Origin of the sequence: Bariatricus sp. TF06-38A, from assembly GCF_027690675.1 — a bacterium.
In the GTDB taxonomy this organism is placed as follows: Bacteria; Bacillota; Clostridia; order Lachnospirales; family Lachnospiraceae; genus Allocoprococcus; species Allocoprococcus comes.
On the sequence record NZ_JAQFCE010000002.1, the window covers coordinates 86,495 to 105,344 of the forward strand.

Consider the following 18,850-nt stretch of genomic DNA (forward strand, 5'->3'; position numbering starts at 1 on the left):
TGGCAATCCTATTGTTGAATAGGGGAAGCCAGGAATATCTCTGGTTTTATGTTTGTCAGAACAGAAATTTGTTTTCTCCATCTACTGCATGCTTAATGATATCCTGCTCTTTAGAGGTAAGATTAAATAATTTAAAAATCAATTGGTCAAGTTGCTCGTAGGCAATTTGTGCTCCCTCAGGAGGCAGTCCGTTAATTAGTGGTTCGACAGCTTGGATGATACTGTTTTGCATGCCGGCATTAACATCCGGAATCGGAATATTTTCAATATGAGAACGCAATACCTTCACGGAGTGAAACTCCATTTTGTAAATAAACTGTGCAACTCTGGAATTAAGAATGGCAAGAATATATTTTATATGCAGTCCTTCAAGCTTGGGGATGACCACGTTGCAGCTATTCAAAGAAAGTGTTTGTTTATCATCATAAGCAAAGACAAGCTGGCTGCTGATAAAACGATATAAAAGCTTTTCGGGTGCGCGGTACAGTTCTACCGGTGCTACTTGTTGGTAGTTCTCCGGGTGAAACAAAATATGATTTGGAGTCGGATTAATATGGTATTTGCAAATATCGGATCCCTTTAGAATAATTTCATTGTCTTTTGTTTGCTCGGAAGAGATATATTTTTTATTATTTCCGGTTACGATCCCTAAAGCAAAATCTGCGTTTCCGGCAAGAGATTTTGTTTTAGGAGTATGCCGGATTTTTTCAAGCAGCTGATATTCAGCATCTGTTGTATGAAAGCTGAAATATTCGGCTGAAATTTTACGGTCTGTCAGAATGGTTGTGCAGTGATCGCAGTCGGAGACTTCCATTCCGATTGTCGAAAGTGGGTTCCCGGTGTGAATCAGTTGCAATATAATGCAAGGACACTGGACCTTATCAAATGCATTTCCTAAAAATTCAAGATATCGGACGGAATTGCTTTCTATAATGGCAGTACGGACCGACGTATGTGCTTTTACATTAAGTATTGCTTCTGGAAGAATGAAAGAAAGCTGTCCGTTTATGGATAAATCTTTTAATGCTTTTTCAATAAACAGATCGTAGGATTCTATATTTTTCCCGGAAGCAGTTTGATAGATCTTGCGAAGATTTTCTTTTTCAGATTCGGAAAATTCGTATCCCCACGGTGGATTGCCGATAATATACTCGTAAGAAGCTTTTAAATCAGTTGTTAGATAATCGGCTTCGGTTATATGCTCATACAGAGTTTTGACAGAGAGAATGTCATATTTCAAAACCATATTCAACCGGGTAATTTTTACACTGATTGTATCGGTATCATTGCCGTAAATCTGGTCAAAACGGACATGTGCTGGGAGTTGCAACAAAAAATTCCCAGTCCCACAGCAGGGATCCAGAATTCTGGCATCTGATGCAATATCCAGTTTTCTGATCAGCTTTTTGACGATTTTGGTAGGCGTATAGTAGGAACCGGTTGCCTTGCGGCTGCCGATATTTTTACAGGAAATGTAAATGAGTCCAAGGATATCTTCAGCAGGTTCATATACATAATCAAAATCAAAAAGTTGAGAATATTTTTCACAGAAATGCAGTGCTTGTTCAGAATCAGCAATCAAAGAATAGATCAGTTCGTTGTATAGAGACAGGGTGATTTCTTTTTTTAAAAATCTACTCAGCAACGCTTTTTCATGCTTGAAAGAAAGATCATATTTTTGGGCGAGCAAATGCAGGGCACAGTCAGCAATGAAATATTGAATCACATCCGATGAAAGAGCAATGGATTCATCGGTTACAATTCGGAGAATCTGTTGCAGTGGTTCGATATTCTGACAATTTTCAGAAACATAGGCGCTGTAAAGAGAATTTCCACAGACAAATTTCTTGTTACGTCTGCTTTTCAGCGATTGATTTTTGCCTGATTGCAGTTCGGCTTTCAACTTTTCGGTATATTGTTTTGTAAAATAAGGCTTTCTTTTATCCGTATATTCAGGAATAAGTTTGCCAAGCTTGATCCAGTTGCGCCCGGTTGCAGTCGAAATGGAAAGTATATCACATAATTCTTTTAAAGAGAGATAATCGGGATCTTTCGGGGAATTCGTCATTCGCTCATCGGAAGGTTTGGTGGCCGAGGCAGGGATCAACCAGATGCCGCTGACCATTTTGCAACCCTCAATCCGGTTGGTTTCGCAGAGTTTTTGTATGCGGCGTTCAGATAAATGGAATTTCTTCGAAGTTTCTTTTACAGAAATATAATCCATAGTCGTGCAGACTCCTTTTTTCGTATAATAATGATGTGAGTGTCAAAAGTAAATTTTGTCGCTCACTGGTGTAATCAGATTGCTCCATTGCGAAGCGATTCCCGCAATCCTCGAACACCTCAAACTCCCATAAAATGGCGTATTCATATCATTTTATTTCGTTTTCAGTGTTCGGCGTGTCAATAAGTATCAATTGCTTATTTGTGCGAGTACAAACGCAATTGATACTTTTGACACTTGCATCATATAATAAATATTATATACGGCAATACGAATGAAAGCAATATTAATTTAAAGGGTTCAAATTTGGACTGGACGATTGTTTGACTCATGCTGATTATTGGAAGGTGAATTGAGCGTTACTATCAATTTATATAGTTGAAAAAGGGCGTGTGAAAAAACGAGTTTTATGTATAATATGGATAAAATCATGTCAATCGTGTCAAGGAGATTGACACGATTGACATGATTTTGTATAATATGAATATACTATATGATTTGAGGAGGGCATAAAATGATTTTTCGGGAGAGTGAAACTGTAGAGCTAAAAGAAGTATTTGTTGATGACATAAAAAAAGAAATTATTGCCTTCGCAAACTGTAATGGTGGCAAGTTATATATTGGTGTACAAGATGATGGTATAGTGGTTGGACTTGATAATCCAGACGCAACTGCGTTGCAGATTAGTAATATGGTCAGAGATGCGATCAAACCGGATATCACAATGTTTTTACATTATGAAACATTGGAAGAGAATGGGAAAAAGATAGTTGCTGTGGATATTCAACGGGGAACGGATCGTCCTTATTATATTGCAAAAAAAGGAATGCGACCAGAAGGTGTTTATGTCAGACAGGGGTATTCAGCTGTTCCTGCTACAGATGCAGCAATCCGGCAGATGATTAAAGAAACAGATGGAGATCGTTTTGAAGCTATGCGTAGCATGAATCAGGAACTGACTTTTGAGACAACGGAGAAAGAATTTCAACTTCGCAAGGTTGAGTTTGGAATGCAGCAGATGCGGACGCTGAAATTGATTGACCAGGATGGACTCTACAGTAATTTAGCAATGCTTTTATCGGATCAGTGTGTACACACGATCAAAGTAGCTGTTTTTCAGGGAAAAGATCAGACCGTATTTAAAGATCGGAGAGAATTTGCAGGGGCATTGATGAAACAAATGAATGATGTCTATGATTATATTGATTTTCACAATCAGACACATGCAACGATTGAAAAGTTACTGCGGATTGATGTCAGAGATTATCCTGAAATTGCTGTCAGAGAAGCCTTATTAAACTTACTGGTTCATCGGGATTATGCTTTTAGCGCCAGTGCATTGATCAGCATTTATGAGGACCGGATGGAATTTGTATCAATCGGAGGATTGATGCCGGGAATTGATCTGGAGGATGTGATGGCAGGTATTTCTGTATGCAGAAATCAGGATCTTGCAAATGTATTTTATCGGTTACATTTAATTGAAGCGTATGGTACTGGAATCAGTAAGATTATAGGGGCTTATGCTGGTGAGGAGGAAAAACCTGTTATTGAGACGACAAGAAATACTTTTAAAATTATTTTGCCTAATATCAATGCAATGCGTGAAAAAGTAAGGATATCGGAGCCAGAAGCGAAAGAAGAAAATCCGGAAACAAATAAAGAGGATACACAGGAGCTGAGCAGTGAAGAAGAGCAGGTTCTGGAATATGCTGGAAAGCATGAAGATTTTACAAAAAATGATGTAGTGAGCCTTCTTAAAGTAAGTGCATCAACTGCAGCCAGAGTGATAAGAGGGCTTGTAGAAAGAAATTTTCTGAAACGAAATGGAAAAGCGAGAAATACTTATTATACGCTTCAAAAATAATATATGGAAATCATAAGAGAATCCACGAGGGTGGGAAACCTTGTGGATTCTTTTTTTAACGGAAAATTTCGAAGAAACATCCTGTTGAAAAGGTACTGCATGTTAGGAATGCATACACTTTTTAGGAGTACAAAATATAGAGCTTTACAATGCAAACTCTAAATGAGAAAAATTTCCCTTGCAATATACCCATATGGGGTATATAATAGCCATCGTAGAGAGAAAAAATAAGAGGTGAGACGCATGGAAGAAAAGAAAGAATGTTGTCACTGTCACAAGACGAAAGAGCGTTCTGAAAAGGAATACAAGGACATGATCAACCGCCTGAGCCGGATCGAAGGGCAGGTCAGAGGTGTGAAGCGCATGGTAGAAGAAGATGCGTACTGTCCGGATATTCTGATTCAGGTGTCGGCGATCAATGCGGCGCTCAACAGTTTCAATAAAGTCCTTCTGGCGAATCATATCCGTACCTGTGTGGCAGAGGATATCCGCGAGGGAAAAGATGAGACGATCGATGAGCTGGTTGTAACGCTTCAGAAACTGATGAAATAACAGGATTGTTATAGATTTTCAGGTGAAAAGCGCAGGAAAATTTTTACAATATAAAAATGGCAGATAAAGCCAAAAAGTGAGGTGGATTTTTGTGGAACAATATACAGTAACAGGAATGAGCTGTGCGGCATGCAGCAGCAGAGTGGAAAAGGCAGTATCGAAGGTATCGGGAGTTACCAGCTGTTCGGTCAGTCTTCTGACGAATTCCATGGGAGTAGAAGGAACCGCATCCCAGTCGGAGATCATTGCGGCTGTTGAGGCAGCAGGATACGGTGCTTCAGTAAAAAGAGCAGATGCAGGAGCCAAAAAGGGTGCAGCAATGGACGAGGATGCCCTGAAAGACAGGGAGACACCGATTATGAAGCGTCGTCTGATCGCATCACTGTGTTTTCTGATTCCACTGATGTACATTTCCATGGGTCATATGATGTGGAACTGGCCACTGCCGGGATTCCTGGCTGGTAATCATGTAGCAATGGGACTGATCCAGCTGTTATTTACCGGAATTATCATGGTGATTAACCAGAAGTTCTTCATCAATGGATTTAAGGGACTCCTTCATGGTGCGCCGAACATGGATACCCTGGTTGCACTGGGATCAGGGGCATCCTTTGTATACAGCACCTATGCATTGTTTGCAATGACAGATGCACAGATGAAGATGGATATGGAAGGCGTCATGTCTTATATGCATGAGTTCTATTTTGAATCAGCAGCCATGATTTTGACGCTTATCACAGTCGGAAAGATGCTGGAAGCGCATTCCAAAGGAAAGACAACAGATGCATTAAAGAGTCTGATGAAGCTGGCTCCGAAGACAGCTGTTGTCCTGAAAAATGGTGTGGAGACAGAGGTTTCCATCGACCAGGTGAAAAAAGGCGATATCTTTGTAGTAAGACCGGGTGAAAATATACCGGTAGATGGTATCGTGCTGGAAGGAACCAGTGCAGTCAATGAAGCAGCACTTACCGGAGAGAGTATTCCGGTTGATAAAGCAGAAGGTGACAAGGTATCTGCTGCAACCATGAACCAGTCCGGTTTCCTCAAATGCGAGGCAACCAGAGTCGGGGAAGATACCACACTTTCACAGATCATTCAGATGGTCAGTGATGCGGCGGCAACCAAAGCACCGATCGCAAAGATCGCAGACCGTGTATCCGGGATATTTGTGCCGGCGGTTATTACGATTGCAGTGATTACAATTATCGTATGGTTGATCGCAGGTCAGAGTGTTGGATTCGCACTGGCAAGAGGTATTTCCGTACTCGTTATCAGCTGCCCTTGTGCACTGGGACTTGCCACACCGGTTGCCATTATGGTTGGTAACGGAATGGGCGCAAAGAACGGAATCATGTTCAAGACGGCGGTATCTCTGGAAGAGACCGGTAAAATGCAGATCGTAGCTTTGGACAAGACCGGAACCATCACAAGCGGGGAACCGAAAGTAACGGATATGATACCGGCAGAGGGTATCTCGGAGGAAGAACTTTTGGGATTTGCTTATGCACTGGAAAGAAAGAGCGAGCACCCACTGGCACATGCAATTTTACAGGAAGCCCAAGAGCGCAGACTGGATGCGGAGGAAGTAGAAGACTTCCAGGCAGTACCTGGAAACGGACTTTCCGCAGTTCTTGCAGGAACGACGATTTATGGTGGAAATAAGAAATTTATCCAGACAAAGACTTCTGTGGATGCAGGAATGCTGAAAAAGGCAGAAGATCTGGCGGCAGAAGGAAAGACACCTTTGTTCTTTGCGAAAGAAGATCAGCTGATCGGAATCATTGCGGTAGCAGACGTCATCAAAGAGGACAGTCCAAAGGCAGTCAAAGAACTGCAGAATATGGGAATCCATGTGGTAATGCTGACCGGTGACAATGAGAGAACCGCAAAAGCGATCGGACGTCAGGCAGGTGTAGATGAAGTCATCGCAGACGTTCTTCCGGACGGAAAAGAAGCTGTTATCCGGAAATTAAAGAAAAAAGGAAAAGTTGCCATGGTTGGTGACGGAATCAATGACGCGCCGGCACTTACCAGAGCCGATATGGGAATTGCGATTGGTGCAGGAACCGATATCGCGATCGATGCAGCAGACGTTGTTCTGATGAAAAGCCGTTTAAGTGATGTACCGGCAGCCATCCGTATGAGTAAAGCAACTTTAAGAAATATCCATGAGAACCTGTTCTGGGCATTCTTCTACAATGTGATCGGAATCCCGCTTGCAGCAGGTATCTGGTATCCAATCTTCGGATGGAAATTAAATCCGATGTTTGGCGCAGCAGCTATGAGTCTTTCAAGCTTCTGTGTCGTAACCAATGCACTTCGTCTGAACTGGTTTAAAATGTATGATGCCAGCAAAGATAAGAAGATAAAGTCAAAAGTCAAAGAAATAGAGGAGGAAAAGACAATGACAAAAACAATGAAAATCGAAGGTATGATGTGTGGACACTGTGAGGCAACTGTAAAGAAAACTCTGGAAGCAATCGAAGGAGTAGAGGCGGCAGAAGTAAGCCATGAAAATGGAACAGCGGTAGTAACACTTGCGGCAGAAGTAGCTGATGAGGTATTGAAAAAAGCTGTTGAAGACAAAGATTACAAGGTGACAGGGATTGAGTAGGTTTAAGTCTGAAAAATAAAGCATGATAGAATTATTTGAGCAGAATATTCGGGCAAACACTTTCTAAGTGAAGATTGGCTGGTTCATAAAAAAATAAAAAAAGTGTTGACACCATATAAAATCTGTGGTAAATTATAACTTGCGTAAAGCGAACAACAAAGAAGAGTATCCACTCTCACCTTAGCGCAATCGAGCGACTAACGGTTTGATATTGAATTTATAATACCGGATATAAGTATTGTATGCAATAGATAGTGGATAGTCTGCAGCTATTCACTATTTTTTATTTATTGGAGGTGCACAACAATTAGCGATTTAATGATTAACGAACAAATCCGCGACAGAGAGGTACGCGTGGTTAGCGAGAGTGGGGAACAGTTAGGAATAATGTCAGCAAGAGAGGCTATGAAGCTGGCACAGGAAGCGGAACTGGATCTGGTTAAAATCGCTCCGACAGCGAAACCGCCGGTTTGTAAGATTATCGATTATGGTAAGTACAGATACGAACAGGCAAGAAAAGAAAAAGAAGCAAAGAAAAAACAGAGAACTGTCGAGGTTAAGGAAGTGCGTCTTTCACCAAATATTGACACCAACGACCTGAACACGAAGATGAATAATGCTAGAAAATTTATCTCAAAAGGAAATAAAGTAAAGGTTACACTTCGTTTCCGTGGTAGAGAGATGGCTCATATGCAGCAGAGTAAACATATTCTTGACGATTTTGCTGAGAAGATGAAAGATGTTGCTGTCATTGAAAAGCCGGCAAAACTTGAAGGCAGAAGCCTGAGCATGGTTTTAACTGAAAAACGTTAAAAATAAATTATCTATATTAAGGAGGAAAACATCATGCCAAAAATTAAAACAAATAGAGCTGCTGCAAAGCGCTTCAAAACAACAGCTACAGGTAAACTTAAAAGAAATAAAGCTTACAAGAGCCATATCTTAACAAAGAAGTCTACTAAGAGAAAAAGAAATCTTAGACAGTCAACTATCACAGATTCTACAAATGTAAAGAACATGAAGAAAGTTTTACCATATCTCTAAGATTTGGCAGGAAAGATAGAAGGAGGATTAAGTAATGGCAAGAATTAAAGGCGGAATGAACGCTAAGAAGAAACACAATAGAACTTTAAAACTGGCTAAAGGATACAGAGGAGCTCGCTCTAAACAGTACAGAATTGCAAAACAGTCTGTAATGAGAGCCCTTACATCAGCATACGCAGGAAGAAAGCAGAAAAAACGTCAGATGCGTCAGCTTTGGATTGCTCGTATCAACGCAGCTGCAAGAATGAATGGTCTTTCTTACAGCAAGCTTATGCACGGACTTAAAGTTGCCGGTGTAGATATGAACAGAAAGATGCTCGCTGAAATGGCAGTTAATGATGCAGCTGGTTTCGCAGCTGTAGCTGAAGTTGCTAAAAAGGCACTTGCATAATTAAATCAGACGATTTCGTATAGAGTTTGAGAGAAGAGGGAAAACCTTGTGGAGAGAATCCGCAAGGTTTTTTTGTGTGAATTGTTGTTATAACAACAGAATAGAATGTGGTTGTAAGCTAAAATAAGCTGGTAAAGTTAAAGGAATACAAATTTTTCGAATAGGAGGATATAAAGGAATATGATTCGTAGAATTATTCAGATAGATGAGGAGAAATGTAATGGGTGTGGAGCTTGTGCAAAGGCCTGCCATGAGGGGGCTATTTCTATGGTAAATGGGAAAGCAAAGCTGATGAGAGATGATTATTGCGACGGGCTGGGAGACTGTCTGCCGAATTGTCCGGTGGATGCCATTCATTTTGTAGAGCGTGAGGCGGCGGCTTATGATGCGGAGGCTGTGAAGCAGAATATGCTTAAAAAGCAGCAGGAAGAGGCTGGAAAGCAGAATGCGGGAGAAGGACCTAAAGCACCGGTAAAATCATTTGCAGGGGGATGTCCTGGAACCCGCATGCGTATGATGAACAGAGAGGAGAGTATGCAGAATGCAGAGAGCGAAGAGGAAGGAAGGGAGACGGCGAAAAGCGTGAATAAGAGTATGCTTTCCCAGTGGCCGGTACAGATTAAGCTTGCACCGGTGAATGCACCATATTTTGACGGGGCGAAGCTTCTGGTCGCTGCGGATTGCAGTGCCTATGCTTATGGAGATTTTCACAATCGTTTTATCAAAGGGCATGTGACTTTGATTGGATGTCCAAAACTGGATAATGTGGATTATTCGGAGAAGCTGACGGAGATTATTAAGAACAATAATATTAAGAGTGTGACGATTGTGCGGATGGAAGTACCTTGTTGTGGCGGACTTGAGCTGGCGGCTAAGAAAGCGCTTCAGGAAAGCGGTAAATTTATTCCGTGGCAGGTCGTGACCTTATCGCTTGACGGACAGATCCTTGATGAATAATATCAGTAAAGTAATTTCATTACGGAAAACAGCATATGAAATATGTTGCGGTAAATCTGTAGAGTCTGCAAAAGGGCAAAGAAAAAGGCTGAAAAGTTATAAACTTTTCGGCCTTTTCTGACGCATTTACTAATGTGTTCGTACATATTCTTTGATTGCGTTAAAGCTTTCTCTGCTGATCACGTGCTCCATCTGGCAGGCATCATCTGTAGCGATTTCTTCTGGGACACCGAGTTCGATCAGCCATTTTGAAATAAATTCATGCCGTTCATAGATCATGTTCGCGATCTCTTTTCCTGAATCGGTAAGATAGATAAAACCTGCATCTGTTACGGTAATATGATTCTCCTGACGAAGTTTCTTCATGGCGATGCTGACGCTTGATTTTTTGAAACCAAGTTCGTTGGCAATATCTACGGAACGTACGACAGGTAATTTTTTACTTAACATCAATATTGCTTCAAGATAATTTTCGGAAGATTCATTTTTAGCCATTTATTCCGGTCACCTCACTATTTATTCTTATATCTAATAGGATACCATGGATTGTATTTTTTTTCAAATAATATTGTTCTGTAAATGCTCTTTTGTGCAAAAAGTAGAAGCTATAACTATTATAAGTAAGTGATAAATGGCAAAAATGAGTAACAGAAAACAATGGTTTAACAAAACTTAAAAAAATGCTTGACAACACACAAATGTTAGCATATACTAACTAATGAACAAAAGTTGGTAATGAAAAAAATTATCATTCAAAATTCCAAATACGCAAAAGAACAGGAGGTAGGGATTATGCCTTTAACGATGGCGAATATTGGTGAAGTAAATGAGATCAAGAGAATTGGTGGAAATGAAGAAACAAGGCGATTCCTTGCGAATCTCGGATTTGTAGCAGGTGCAGAGATTACAGTTGTTTCTGCAATCGGTGGTAATGTGATCGTGAACATCAAGGATTCACGTGTTGCGGTTAATTCTGATATGGCGCGGCATATCATGATCTAGCCTCTGGCTGGTCGATGGGTCCGCTGTATATATATTCTGTATTACGAAGCTTAAAGGAAAGGAGATACGACAATGACTTTAGGTGATGCAAAGGTTGGAAGCACTGTTGTTGTGACCAGGATTGAAGGAGACGGAGCTTACAAACGCCGTATTATGGACATGGGCATAACAAAAGGAAGCGAGCTGTACATCAGAAAAGTTGCGCCTCTCGGTGATCCTGTTGAGATTACTGTAAGAGGATATGAACTTACAGTAAGAAAAGATGATGCACAGTGTGTGCAGGTAAAATAGCATATACATAATTATGCATGAGAGTAGTACAACAAGGAGGTAAAAAGGAATGGCAATTAAAATTGCACTTGCCGGAAACCCGAACTGCGGTAAAACTACCATGTTTAACGCGCTCACAGGAGCCAACCAGTATGTTGGTAACTGGCCAGGGGTTACTGTAGAGAAAAAAGAGGGTAAATTAAAAAGTAAGAAGACAAAGGAAGAAGTTATCGTAACTGACCTTCCGGGTATCTATTCAATGTCTCCATATACACTGGAAGAGGTCGTCAGCCGTGACTATGTGCTGAAAGAAAATCCGGATGTGATCATTGATCTGGTGGATGCAACCAATATTGAACGTAACCTGTATCTGACAACTCAGCTGATCGAGACAGGCGTTCCGGTTGTTATTGCACTGAACATGGCAGATCTTCTTGCGAAGAGAGGAATCAAGATTGATGTGAAGAGACTTTCAATGCTGCTTGACTGTCCGATTATCGAGACATCTGCGCTGAAAGGTGAAGGACTTGACAAACTGATCGATGAAGCAGTAAAAGTTGCTAAGAAGTCAGAAATCGATCTTCCGAAAGATATCTTCTCAGCGGAGCTGGAAGGTGCTGTAGCAGAAGTTAAGAGCGTTCTTCCGAGTTCTGTTTCAGAAGAGAAGAAGAGATGGTACGCTGTAAAATTCCTTGAGAACGACAGCAAGGTAGTAGAGAGCATGAAACTTTCCGGTGCGGCAGCCCAGACGGTGGAAGCACAGAGAAAAGCTCTTGAAAAGAAACATGACGATGATATGGAAAGTATTGTAACAGACGAACGTTACAAATTCATCCAGAAGATTGTTTCAACAACTGTTCAGAAGGGAAAAGAAAAACTTACAACTTCTGATAAGATCGACCGTATCGTTACCAACCGGTTCCTCGGAATCCCGATCTTTATGCTGGTAATGTGGATCGTATATTATGTTTCTGTAACGACAGTCGGTACCTTTGTAACAGATTGGACAAATGATGTATTTGTAGTAGCAATTCAGGATGCAGCAACAAGCGCACTTTCAGCGATCGGTGCCGGTGACATGGTTATGGGACTTGTTGTTGATGGTATCATCGGTGGTCTTGGAGCCGTTCTTGGTTTCGTTCCACAGATGGCGATTCTGTTCCTTTTCTTGTCTATCCTTGAAGACTGTGGATACATGGTTCGTATCGCATTCGTCATGGACCGTGTGTTCAGACATTTCGGACTTTCGGGAAAGAGCTTTATCCCGCTTCTGATTTCATCAGGCTGCGGTATTCCTGGAATCATGGCTTCTAAGACTATTGAACAGGACAATGACAGACGTCTTACAATTATGACAGCAACTTTTATCCCGTGTGGAGCTAAGCTTCCGGTTATCGCTCTGATGGGTGGTGTTATTTCCGGTGAAGTAGCAGGATATCAGGAAAGTTCATTTATCGCACCGCTTATGTATTTCATTGGAATCGTTGCAGTACTTGTAGCTGCGATCATCCTGAAAAAGACAAAACCGTTCTCAGGAAAACCGGCACCGTTCGTAATGGAACTTCCACAGTACCATATTCCACAGGCTAAGACAGTTCTCCTTCATGTATGGGAAAGACTGAAAGGCTTCATCATCAAAGCCGGAACAATCCTGTTCCTTGCCTGCGTTGTAATGTGGTTCCTTGGCGGATTCGGATTTGTAGACGGAAGCTTTGGCATGGTAGAAGACAGCGCAGACAGTCTTATGGCAATGATTGGTGGCGTGATCGCACCGCTCTTTGCACCACTTGGATTTGGCGAGTGGCAGCCGGTAGCAGCTTCTATCTCTGGATTTACAGCAAAAGAAGCAATTGTTTCAACAATGGGTGTACTTGCAAATGTATCTGGTGATACAGAAGATGCAGTCAACGTAGCAGCTGGTGTTGCATCTTGGTTCCCAAGCTCAATTGCAGCATTTACATTCCTGATGTTCAACCTTCTTGATTCTCCTTGCCTTGCAGCAATTGCTACAATGGCACAGCAGATGCAGTCAAGAAAATGGTTCTGGTTCGCAATTCTCTTCCAGAATATCTTCGCTTACATTGTATGCCTCTGTGTATATCAGATCGGTTCATTCGTAACAGGCGGAGCATTCGGAGTTGGTACAGCAGTTGGATTCCTTTTCCTTATCGCAATCCTTTTCATGCTGTTCAGACCAGATCCGTATAAAAATCAGAAAGTTTATTCAAAACGTTCTGTAAACGCATAAGATTTATAAGAACTTTAAGGCGGAAGCCGGATGCAGAAGCCTGTGTCCGGCTTCCAGTGTAAAAGAAAGACAAGGTGAAGGTTATGATCGCAAATATTGTGATAGTGGCACTGATCGCAGCATATTGTATTTATCTGATTTACAAAGGTTATAAAAACCATAAAGAAGGAAAACCGGTCGGTTGTGCTGGATGCAGCGGTAACTGCAGTTCGTGTAGCGGATGTAGTGGAAAAACCGCACCAAAGAAGAAAGACTGAAAGGCGGAAGGCATATGGGAAGTTCAACAGGCTCTATGTTCTATGCATTCGGAGCATTCTTGATCATTTATCTTGTAGGAGTCAGCATATATCAGTTGGTTTTATGGATAAAGAAATGGCGTGAACGCCGGAAGGATGAGGAATAAGATGGTTGATGCAATTATTGTTCTGATCGTGATCGTACTTCTTATTTTTGCATTAAAGGGTACGCTTAAACATTTTAAAGGGGAAAGCCCTTGCTGTGGTGGTGGATCTGGACTGATCAAGACAGAGATTGAAGAAAAGGTTCTGGAACATCCGGCAATCGGTAAAAAGACGGTGATGGTTTCCGGTATGCACTGTGATCATTGCGTGAAAAGTGTAACGAAAGCAATCGACAAAATCGAAGGTGCATCTGCAAAGGTGAATCTCAAAAAAGAAGAAGCAGTTGTAAGCTATGACAGAGAAATCGATGATGATGATCTGAAAAAAGCTGTCGAGGAAGCAGGATTTAAGGTAGTTGATATCAGAGCCTAACAGGCGACAGCATGGAAAGGGGCTATCATGGACGCGAAAGAAAGAATAATCGAGCAGCTGAAAAGAAGTGGCTGTAGGGTTACGAAGCAGCGGCTCATGCTGATCGATGTTATTTTGGAAGGAAAATGTAATTGCTGCAAGGAAATTTATTATCAGGCGTCTCTGAAGGATCCGAGTATCGGACCGGCGACGGTATACCGTATGGTCAATACGCTGGAACAGATCGGAGCGATCAGCCGCAAGAATATGTATCGTATTTCGGATGATGGCAATAAGATGGAATGCATGGTCGAACTGGAGGATGGAACGGTTCTTGATCTTCCGGAAGATAAATGGACAGCAGTAATTAAATCTGGTCTGGATGCCTGTGGATTTTCGGGTGGACAGAATGTGAGAAATATCACACTCAAAGAAGCATAACATTGTAAAAAAACGTTCTGAAACGGAACGGTTCGGATATGGAGGCAGGTACCGTGGCTGTATCTGTCTCTTTAAGATACCGGGAAATGAGTTTCTTCTATATAAATATGGATATAGATAACTGTGAAAAGTTGTGTAAAAATTAAGGTGAAAATAGCGAATTTGTGTTAGATATAATGAAAAAAGTTTGACAAAACTGATTTTACGCAAAAGTGAGAAAATTTATCAGAAGCAAAAAAAGACTGGAAATTTTCAGATTCGTGTCATATAATAGGCGTTAATGAAAAAACAGGAGGTACGTAGATATGTTTGATATTACTAAAGTAAATTGGAAAAAGGTTGGAATTTTTGCATCAGGAGTTCTTTTTGGAACAGCTGGAATCAAAGCGCTTTCAAGCAAGGATGCTAAGAACGTGTACACAAATTGTACAGCAGCAGTTCTTCGCGCAAAAGACTGTGTTATGAAAACAGCTACAAATATCCAGGAAAATGCAGAGGATATTTACGCTGAAGCTAAGAACATCAACGAAGAAAGAGCTGCTGAAATGGAAGTATTTTCTGATGCAGATACAGCAGCAGAGGCTGAAGAAGCTGAAAATACAGAGTTCAACGAAGTAACAGAGTAAGAGGCGCCTGAACGTGAAGTTTATAATTAAACATGAGATGAAAGGCCGGATGAGAGTCCGGCTTTTTCAAAAAAGAATGACATATGAACAGGCTGATATATTACAGTATTATCTGCTCTGCAATGAATCAGTCAAATTAGCAAAGGTATATGACAGAACCTGTGATGCAGTCATTAATTATACCGGCGACAGAGAAGATGTAATCCGTCTTCTGCAGGAATTTCACTATCAGACAGTGGAAGTTCCGGCAGACGTACTTGCAACTTCCGGTCGTGAAGTGAATGCGCAGTATCAGGAAAAGCTGTTCAATAAAGTAGTATTTCATTATGCAAGAAAATGGTTCCTTCCGTATCCACTGAATGCATGCTATACATCGGTCATGTCACTGAAGTATATCTGGAAGGGAATCAAGTGTCTGTGGGCACGCAAAATTGAGGTTCCGGTGCTGGATGCGACTGCAATTGGTGTATCCGTTGCACGTGGGGATTTCAGTACAGCCGGATCCGTCATGTTCCTGCTTGGAATCGGTGAGATTCTGGAAGAGTGGACACATAAGAAATCCGTAGATGACCTGGCAAGGACCATGTCTCTGAACGTAAGTAAGGTATGGCTGAAGACAGAAGATCAGGAAGTTCTGGTTCCTGCATCCAAGATAAAAGCAGGAGACCGGATTGTGATTCGTATGGGAACTGTGATTCCGTTTGACGGCGATATCGTGGATGGTGAAGCGATGATCAATCAGGCATCTCTTACCGGAGAGTCAGTGTCTGTCCGTAAGACGGTTGGAAGCTATGCATATGCAGGAACGGTGGTCGAAGAAGGTGAGATCACAGTCGGAGTCAAACAGGTAAGCGGAAACAGCCGCTTTGATAAGATCGTTACGATGATTGAAGAATCTGAGAAGTTAAAATCAGGAGTAGAAAGCAAGGCAGAACATCTTGCAGACAGGCTTGTACCGTATTCACTTGGTGGAACAGCTCTTACCTATCTGCTGACGAGAAATGTCACAAAGGCCCTTTCAATCCTGATGGTAGATTTTTCGTGTGCCCTTAAGCTTTCAATGCCGATTTCGGTGCTGTCTGCAATCCGTGAAGCAAACCTTTACAATATTACCGTAAAGGGCGGAAAGTATCTTGAAGCCGTGGCAGAGGCAGATACGATCGTATTTGACAAGACTGGTACACTTACAAAAGCAACACCTACCGTGGTGGATGTGGTTCCCTTTGATGGAAGAACACCGGATGAACTGCTCCGTATTGCGGCGTGTCTGGAAGAACATTTTCCACATTCTATGGCAAAAGCAGTAGTAAATGCAGCAAAAGAGAAAAATCTGGATCATGAGGAAATGCATTCCAAGGTAGAGTATGTGGTTGCACATGGCATTTCTACAACGATTGATGATAAAAATGTAATTATCGGAAGCTCTCATTTTGTATTTGAAGATGAAAAATGTACAATTCCGGAAGGAAAACAGGAGTTATTTGACAGTCTTCCGGAAGAATATTCACATCTGTATCTTGCAATCGAGAATCAGCTTGCAGGAGTGATCTGTATTGAAGATCCATTGAGAGAAGAGGCGAAGACAGTAGTTGCCGAGCTCAAGAAAACAGGATTTGGAAAAATTGTTATGATGACAGGTGACAGCGACCGTACAGCTTCGGCGATCGCAAAGCGTGTCGGTGTGGATGAATATTATTCAGAAGTACTGCCGGAAGATAAGGCTGCATTTGTAGAAAAAGAAAAAGCAGCCGGAAGAAAAGTTATTATGATCGGCGATGGTATCAATGATTCTCCGGCGCTTTCAGCGGCAGATGTGGGAATTGCGATCAGCAATGGCGCAGAGATTGCACGTGAGATTGCAGATATTACGGTAGGCGCAGATGATCTTGGACAGATCGTGACCTTAAGACGTCTCAGTAATAGGCTGATGAAGAGGATTCAAAGTAATTACCGCTTTATCGTTGGATTCAATTCCGGTCTGATCGTACTTGGAGTAACCGGTGTGATCCAGCCAACGACATCAGCACTTTTACACAATACTTCAACTCTGGCAATTGGGCTGAAGAGTATGAAGAATCTTCTGTAAGGCAGAACAATTTAATGATAGTTCTAAACGTGGGGGATGATTCTCTGAATCATGCCCCATTGCTGGATTAAGAGGCAAAATAGCGGATAGTATCAAAAAGGATAAGATTGACAAATGAAGGGATAATCCATACAATGATAAATAGATTGATAAAAGGGAGGAAGAAAAAAGCGTGAAAATTGATCTGTTTTCAATAGGAAAGTTTACGATACATGGATATGGACTGATGATCGCAATCGGTATCCTTTGTTGTGTAGCAATGGCTTCTTATCGGGCGAAAAAGAATGGTCTGGATCAGGAAGCAATTGTGGATATTGGAATTTACGGTGTAATCGGCGGTTTTTTAGGTGCAAAAATTCTATATGTGATCGTGGAGTTTAAGACGTTTATCAAGGATCCGAAGACGGTACTCGGTTCAGAAGGGTTTGTCGTATATGGTGGAATTATTGCCGGTTTTCTGACAGCAATTGTATATTGCAGAATCAAGAAGCTTTATTTTCTGGAATATTTTGATCTCGCTGTAGCAAGTATTTCAATGGCACAGGGATTTGGAAGAATCGGATGTTTTCTTGCAGGATGCTGCTATGGAAGGGAGACAACCTCCAGATTTGGTGTGGTATTCCCGGAAGGTGGGCTTGCTCCGGCAGGTGTAAAACTGATCCCGACACAGCTTATTTCGTCGGCGGGCGATTTCCTGATCATGATCGTGTTACTTCTATATTATAGGAAGAATAAAAAAGACGGTACACCGGGAAACGTAGGCTTTTTATATATGCTGCTGTATGGTGTGGGAAGATTTCTTGTTGAGTTTTTGAGAAATGATAACAGAGGGGGAGCTTGGATGTTCTCAACCTCCCAGTGGATCTCCATGGTGATCGTAGCAGGTGGAATTGTATTGTATCTTGTAAATAAAAAAAGGCATAAATGGTAAGGAAGCGGAAGATGGGGCCAGGTTCGTCCGGTGGACGAATGCCCTGCGCCGACCGTAGCGGAGCGAAGACCTGAACCATGGGTTCAGGTCACGTTTTGGTACTATAAAAAGAAAACCTCTGATAAAAAACAGAGATAATTTTACGGTAAGGAAGCGGAAGATGGGGAGCAACTCGTCCGGTGGACGAGTGTTCTGCGCCGACCGTAGCGGAGCGAAGACCTGAACCATGGGTTTAAGCTGTACGTTGGTATAAAAAAAGAATTTCTAAACAAAAACGGAGAGTTTGAAAAAAGAAGGAAGCGGAAGATGGGGCGCAATTCGTCCAGTGGACGAATGCTTTGCGCCGACCGTAGCGGAGCGAAGACCTGAACCATGGGTTCAGGTCACGCTTCGGTACTATAAAAAGGAACCTCTGATAAAATCAGAGGTCCCTTTTTATAATGCGGAAGATGGGACTTGAACCCACACAAGCGCAATGCTTACAAGATCCTTAGTCTTGCTCGTCTGCCAGTTCCGACACTTCCGCACAAAAATATTTAATTACCAGATTCGGATAAATCCGAATGCGGAAGATGGGACTTGAACCCACACAGGCGCAATGCCTACAAGATCCTTAGTCTTGCTCGTCTGCCAGTTCCGACACTTCCGCATATCACTCAGTAAGCTTTGTTTTTAACTGCTCGCCGCTGACAAAAGCTATAATACTATATTCTAAACACAAAGTCAACAAAAAATTAAAAGAAATTTTAATTCGCAATATATTACAAAAAATATCGAAAAGATAAATAATTCAATAATTTTACAAATTTACTTTCTTATTATGAGAAAATATAGTAATATAATAT

Annotated in this window: 19 protein-coding genes and 2 tRNA genes; 17 read left to right on the top strand and 4 right to left on the bottom strand. The window is 41.6% G+C overall.

Annotated elements, in window-relative coordinates:
- Window positions 1–55 precede the first annotated feature (55 nt).
- Window positions 56–2,224: a TaqI-like C-terminal specificity domain-containing protein gene (locus PG418_RS02590; protein ID WP_498837011.1), complete on the bottom strand. Its 2,169-nt coding sequence runs from the start codon at window positions 2,222–2,224 to the stop codon at window positions 56–58.
- Window positions 2,225–2,738: 514 nt separating this feature from the next.
- On the opposite strand from PG418_RS02590, the gene PG418_RS02595 reads away from it, so the two are divergent.
- From PG418_RS02595 to PG418_RS02625, 7 genes are all read left to right on the top strand, one after another.
- Complete coding sequence (locus tag PG418_RS02595) at window positions 2,739–4,091, top strand: RNA-binding domain-containing protein (protein WP_498837012.1); 1,353 nt, start codon at window positions 2,739–2,741, stop codon at window positions 4,089–4,091.
- A 243-nt stretch (window positions 4,092–4,334) separates the two neighbouring features.
- Window positions 4,335–4,643, top strand: coding sequence for a metal-sensing transcriptional repressor (locus PG418_RS02600; protein ID WP_022220535.1), 309 nt, complete (start codon window positions 4,335–4,337; stop codon window positions 4,641–4,643).
- A 91-nt stretch (window positions 4,644–4,734) separates the two neighbouring features.
- Window positions 4,735–7,257, top strand: coding sequence for a heavy metal translocating P-type ATPase (locus PG418_RS02605; RefSeq protein WP_498837013.1), 2,523 nt, complete (start codon window positions 4,735–4,737; stop codon window positions 7,255–7,257).
- Window positions 7,258–7,575: 318 nt separating this feature from the next.
- Window positions 7,576–8,070 (top strand): translation initiation factor IF-3, encoded by a 495-nt coding sequence (gene infC / locus PG418_RS02610; protein ID WP_008374852.1) that lies wholly within the window; start codon window positions 7,576–7,578, stop codon window positions 8,068–8,070.
- 33 nt (window positions 8,071–8,103) lie between these two features.
- A complete protein-coding gene (rpmI, locus tag PG418_RS02615; protein ID WP_022220532.1) occupies window positions 8,104–8,301 on the top strand; it encodes a 50S ribosomal protein L35 in 198 nt (65 codons plus the stop codon).
- A 34-nt stretch (window positions 8,302–8,335) separates the two neighbouring features.
- Entirely contained in the window at window positions 8,336–8,692 is a 357-nt protein-coding gene (rplT, locus tag PG418_RS02620) for a 50S ribosomal protein L20 (protein ID WP_008374854.1), read from the top strand.
- 180 nt (window positions 8,693–8,872) lie between these two features.
- Complete coding sequence (locus PG418_RS02625; RefSeq protein ID WP_173689865.1) at window positions 8,873–9,649, top strand: ATP-binding protein; 777 nt, start codon at window positions 8,873–8,875, stop codon at window positions 9,647–9,649.
- 129 nt (window positions 9,650–9,778) lie between these two features.
- On the opposite strand, the gene PG418_RS02630 is transcribed toward PG418_RS02625, so the two are convergent.
- Entirely contained in the window at window positions 9,779–10,144 is a 366-nt protein-coding gene (locus PG418_RS02630; protein ID WP_008374860.1) for a metal-dependent transcriptional regulator, read from the bottom strand.
- Window positions 10,145–10,441: 297 nt separating this feature from the next.
- On the opposite strand from PG418_RS02630, the gene PG418_RS02635 reads away from it, so the two are divergent.
- The 10 genes from PG418_RS02635 (at window position 10,442) to PG418_RS02680 (ending at window position 18,005) form a co-directional block, all read left to right on the top strand.
- Window positions 10,442–10,651, top strand: a complete 210-nt coding sequence (locus tag PG418_RS02635) for a FeoA family protein (protein ID WP_022220531.1) — start codon at window positions 10,442–10,444, stop codon at window positions 10,649–10,651.
- A gap of 72 nt (window positions 10,652–10,723) precedes the next feature.
- Window positions 10,724–10,942 carry a FeoA family protein gene (locus tag PG418_RS02640; protein ID WP_008374862.1) on the top strand — a complete coding sequence of 73 codons (219 nt, stop codon included), beginning with the start codon at window positions 10,724–10,726 and terminating at the stop codon, window positions 10,940–10,942.
- Window positions 10,943–10,991: 49 nt separating this feature from the next.
- Window positions 10,992–13,169 carry a ferrous iron transport protein B gene (gene feoB, locus PG418_RS02645; RefSeq protein ID WP_055155678.1) on the top strand — a complete coding sequence of 726 codons (2,178 nt, stop codon included), beginning with the start codon at window positions 10,992–10,994 and terminating at the stop codon, window positions 13,167–13,169.
- Window positions 13,170–13,252: 83 nt separating this feature from the next.
- Entirely contained in the window at window positions 13,253–13,426 is a 174-nt protein-coding gene (locus PG418_RS02650; RefSeq protein WP_022220530.1) for a FeoB-associated Cys-rich membrane protein, read from the top strand.
- 14 nt (window positions 13,427–13,440) lie between these two features.
- Window positions 13,441–13,572 (top strand): hypothetical protein, encoded by a 132-nt coding sequence (locus PG418_RS02655; protein ID WP_008374867.1) that lies wholly within the window; start codon window positions 13,441–13,443, stop codon window positions 13,570–13,572.
- A 1-nt stretch (window position 13,573) separates the two neighbouring features.
- Window positions 13,574–13,942 carry a heavy-metal-associated domain-containing protein gene (locus tag PG418_RS02660; RefSeq protein WP_498837014.1) on the top strand — a complete coding sequence of 123 codons (369 nt, stop codon included), beginning with the start codon at window positions 13,574–13,576 and terminating at the stop codon, window positions 13,940–13,942.
- A gap of 27 nt (window positions 13,943–13,969) precedes the next feature.
- Window positions 13,970–14,362, top strand: coding sequence for a Fur family transcriptional regulator (locus PG418_RS02665; protein ID WP_055155676.1), 393 nt, complete (start codon window positions 13,970–13,972; stop codon window positions 14,360–14,362).
- A 305-nt stretch (window positions 14,363–14,667) separates the two neighbouring features.
- Window positions 14,668–14,988, top strand: a complete 321-nt coding sequence (locus PG418_RS02670) for a DUF6110 family protein (protein ID WP_498837015.1) — start codon at window positions 14,668–14,670, stop codon at window positions 14,986–14,988.
- 13 nt (window positions 14,989–15,001) lie between these two features.
- On the top strand, window positions 15,002–17,074 hold the full coding sequence (locus PG418_RS02675) for a heavy metal translocating P-type ATPase (protein WP_175305294.1): 2,073 nt from the start codon (window positions 15,002–15,004) through the stop codon (window positions 17,072–17,074).
- Between the two features lie 172 nt (window positions 17,075–17,246).
- A complete protein-coding gene (locus PG418_RS02680) occupies window positions 17,247–18,005 on the top strand; it encodes a prolipoprotein diacylglyceryl transferase (protein ID WP_008374876.1) in 759 nt (252 codons plus the stop codon).
- 441 nt (window positions 18,006–18,446) lie between these two features.
- On the opposite strand, the gene PG418_RS02685 is transcribed toward PG418_RS02680, so the two are convergent.
- Together PG418_RS02685 and PG418_RS02690 are read right to left on the bottom strand one after the other, a co-directional pair.
- Window positions 18,447–18,531, bottom strand: a tRNA-Leu gene (locus PG418_RS02685).
- Between the two features lie 38 nt (window positions 18,532–18,569).
- Window positions 18,570–18,654: transfer RNA gene (locus tag PG418_RS02690), tRNA-Leu, on the bottom strand.
- Window positions 18,655–18,850: the final 196 nt, after the last annotated feature.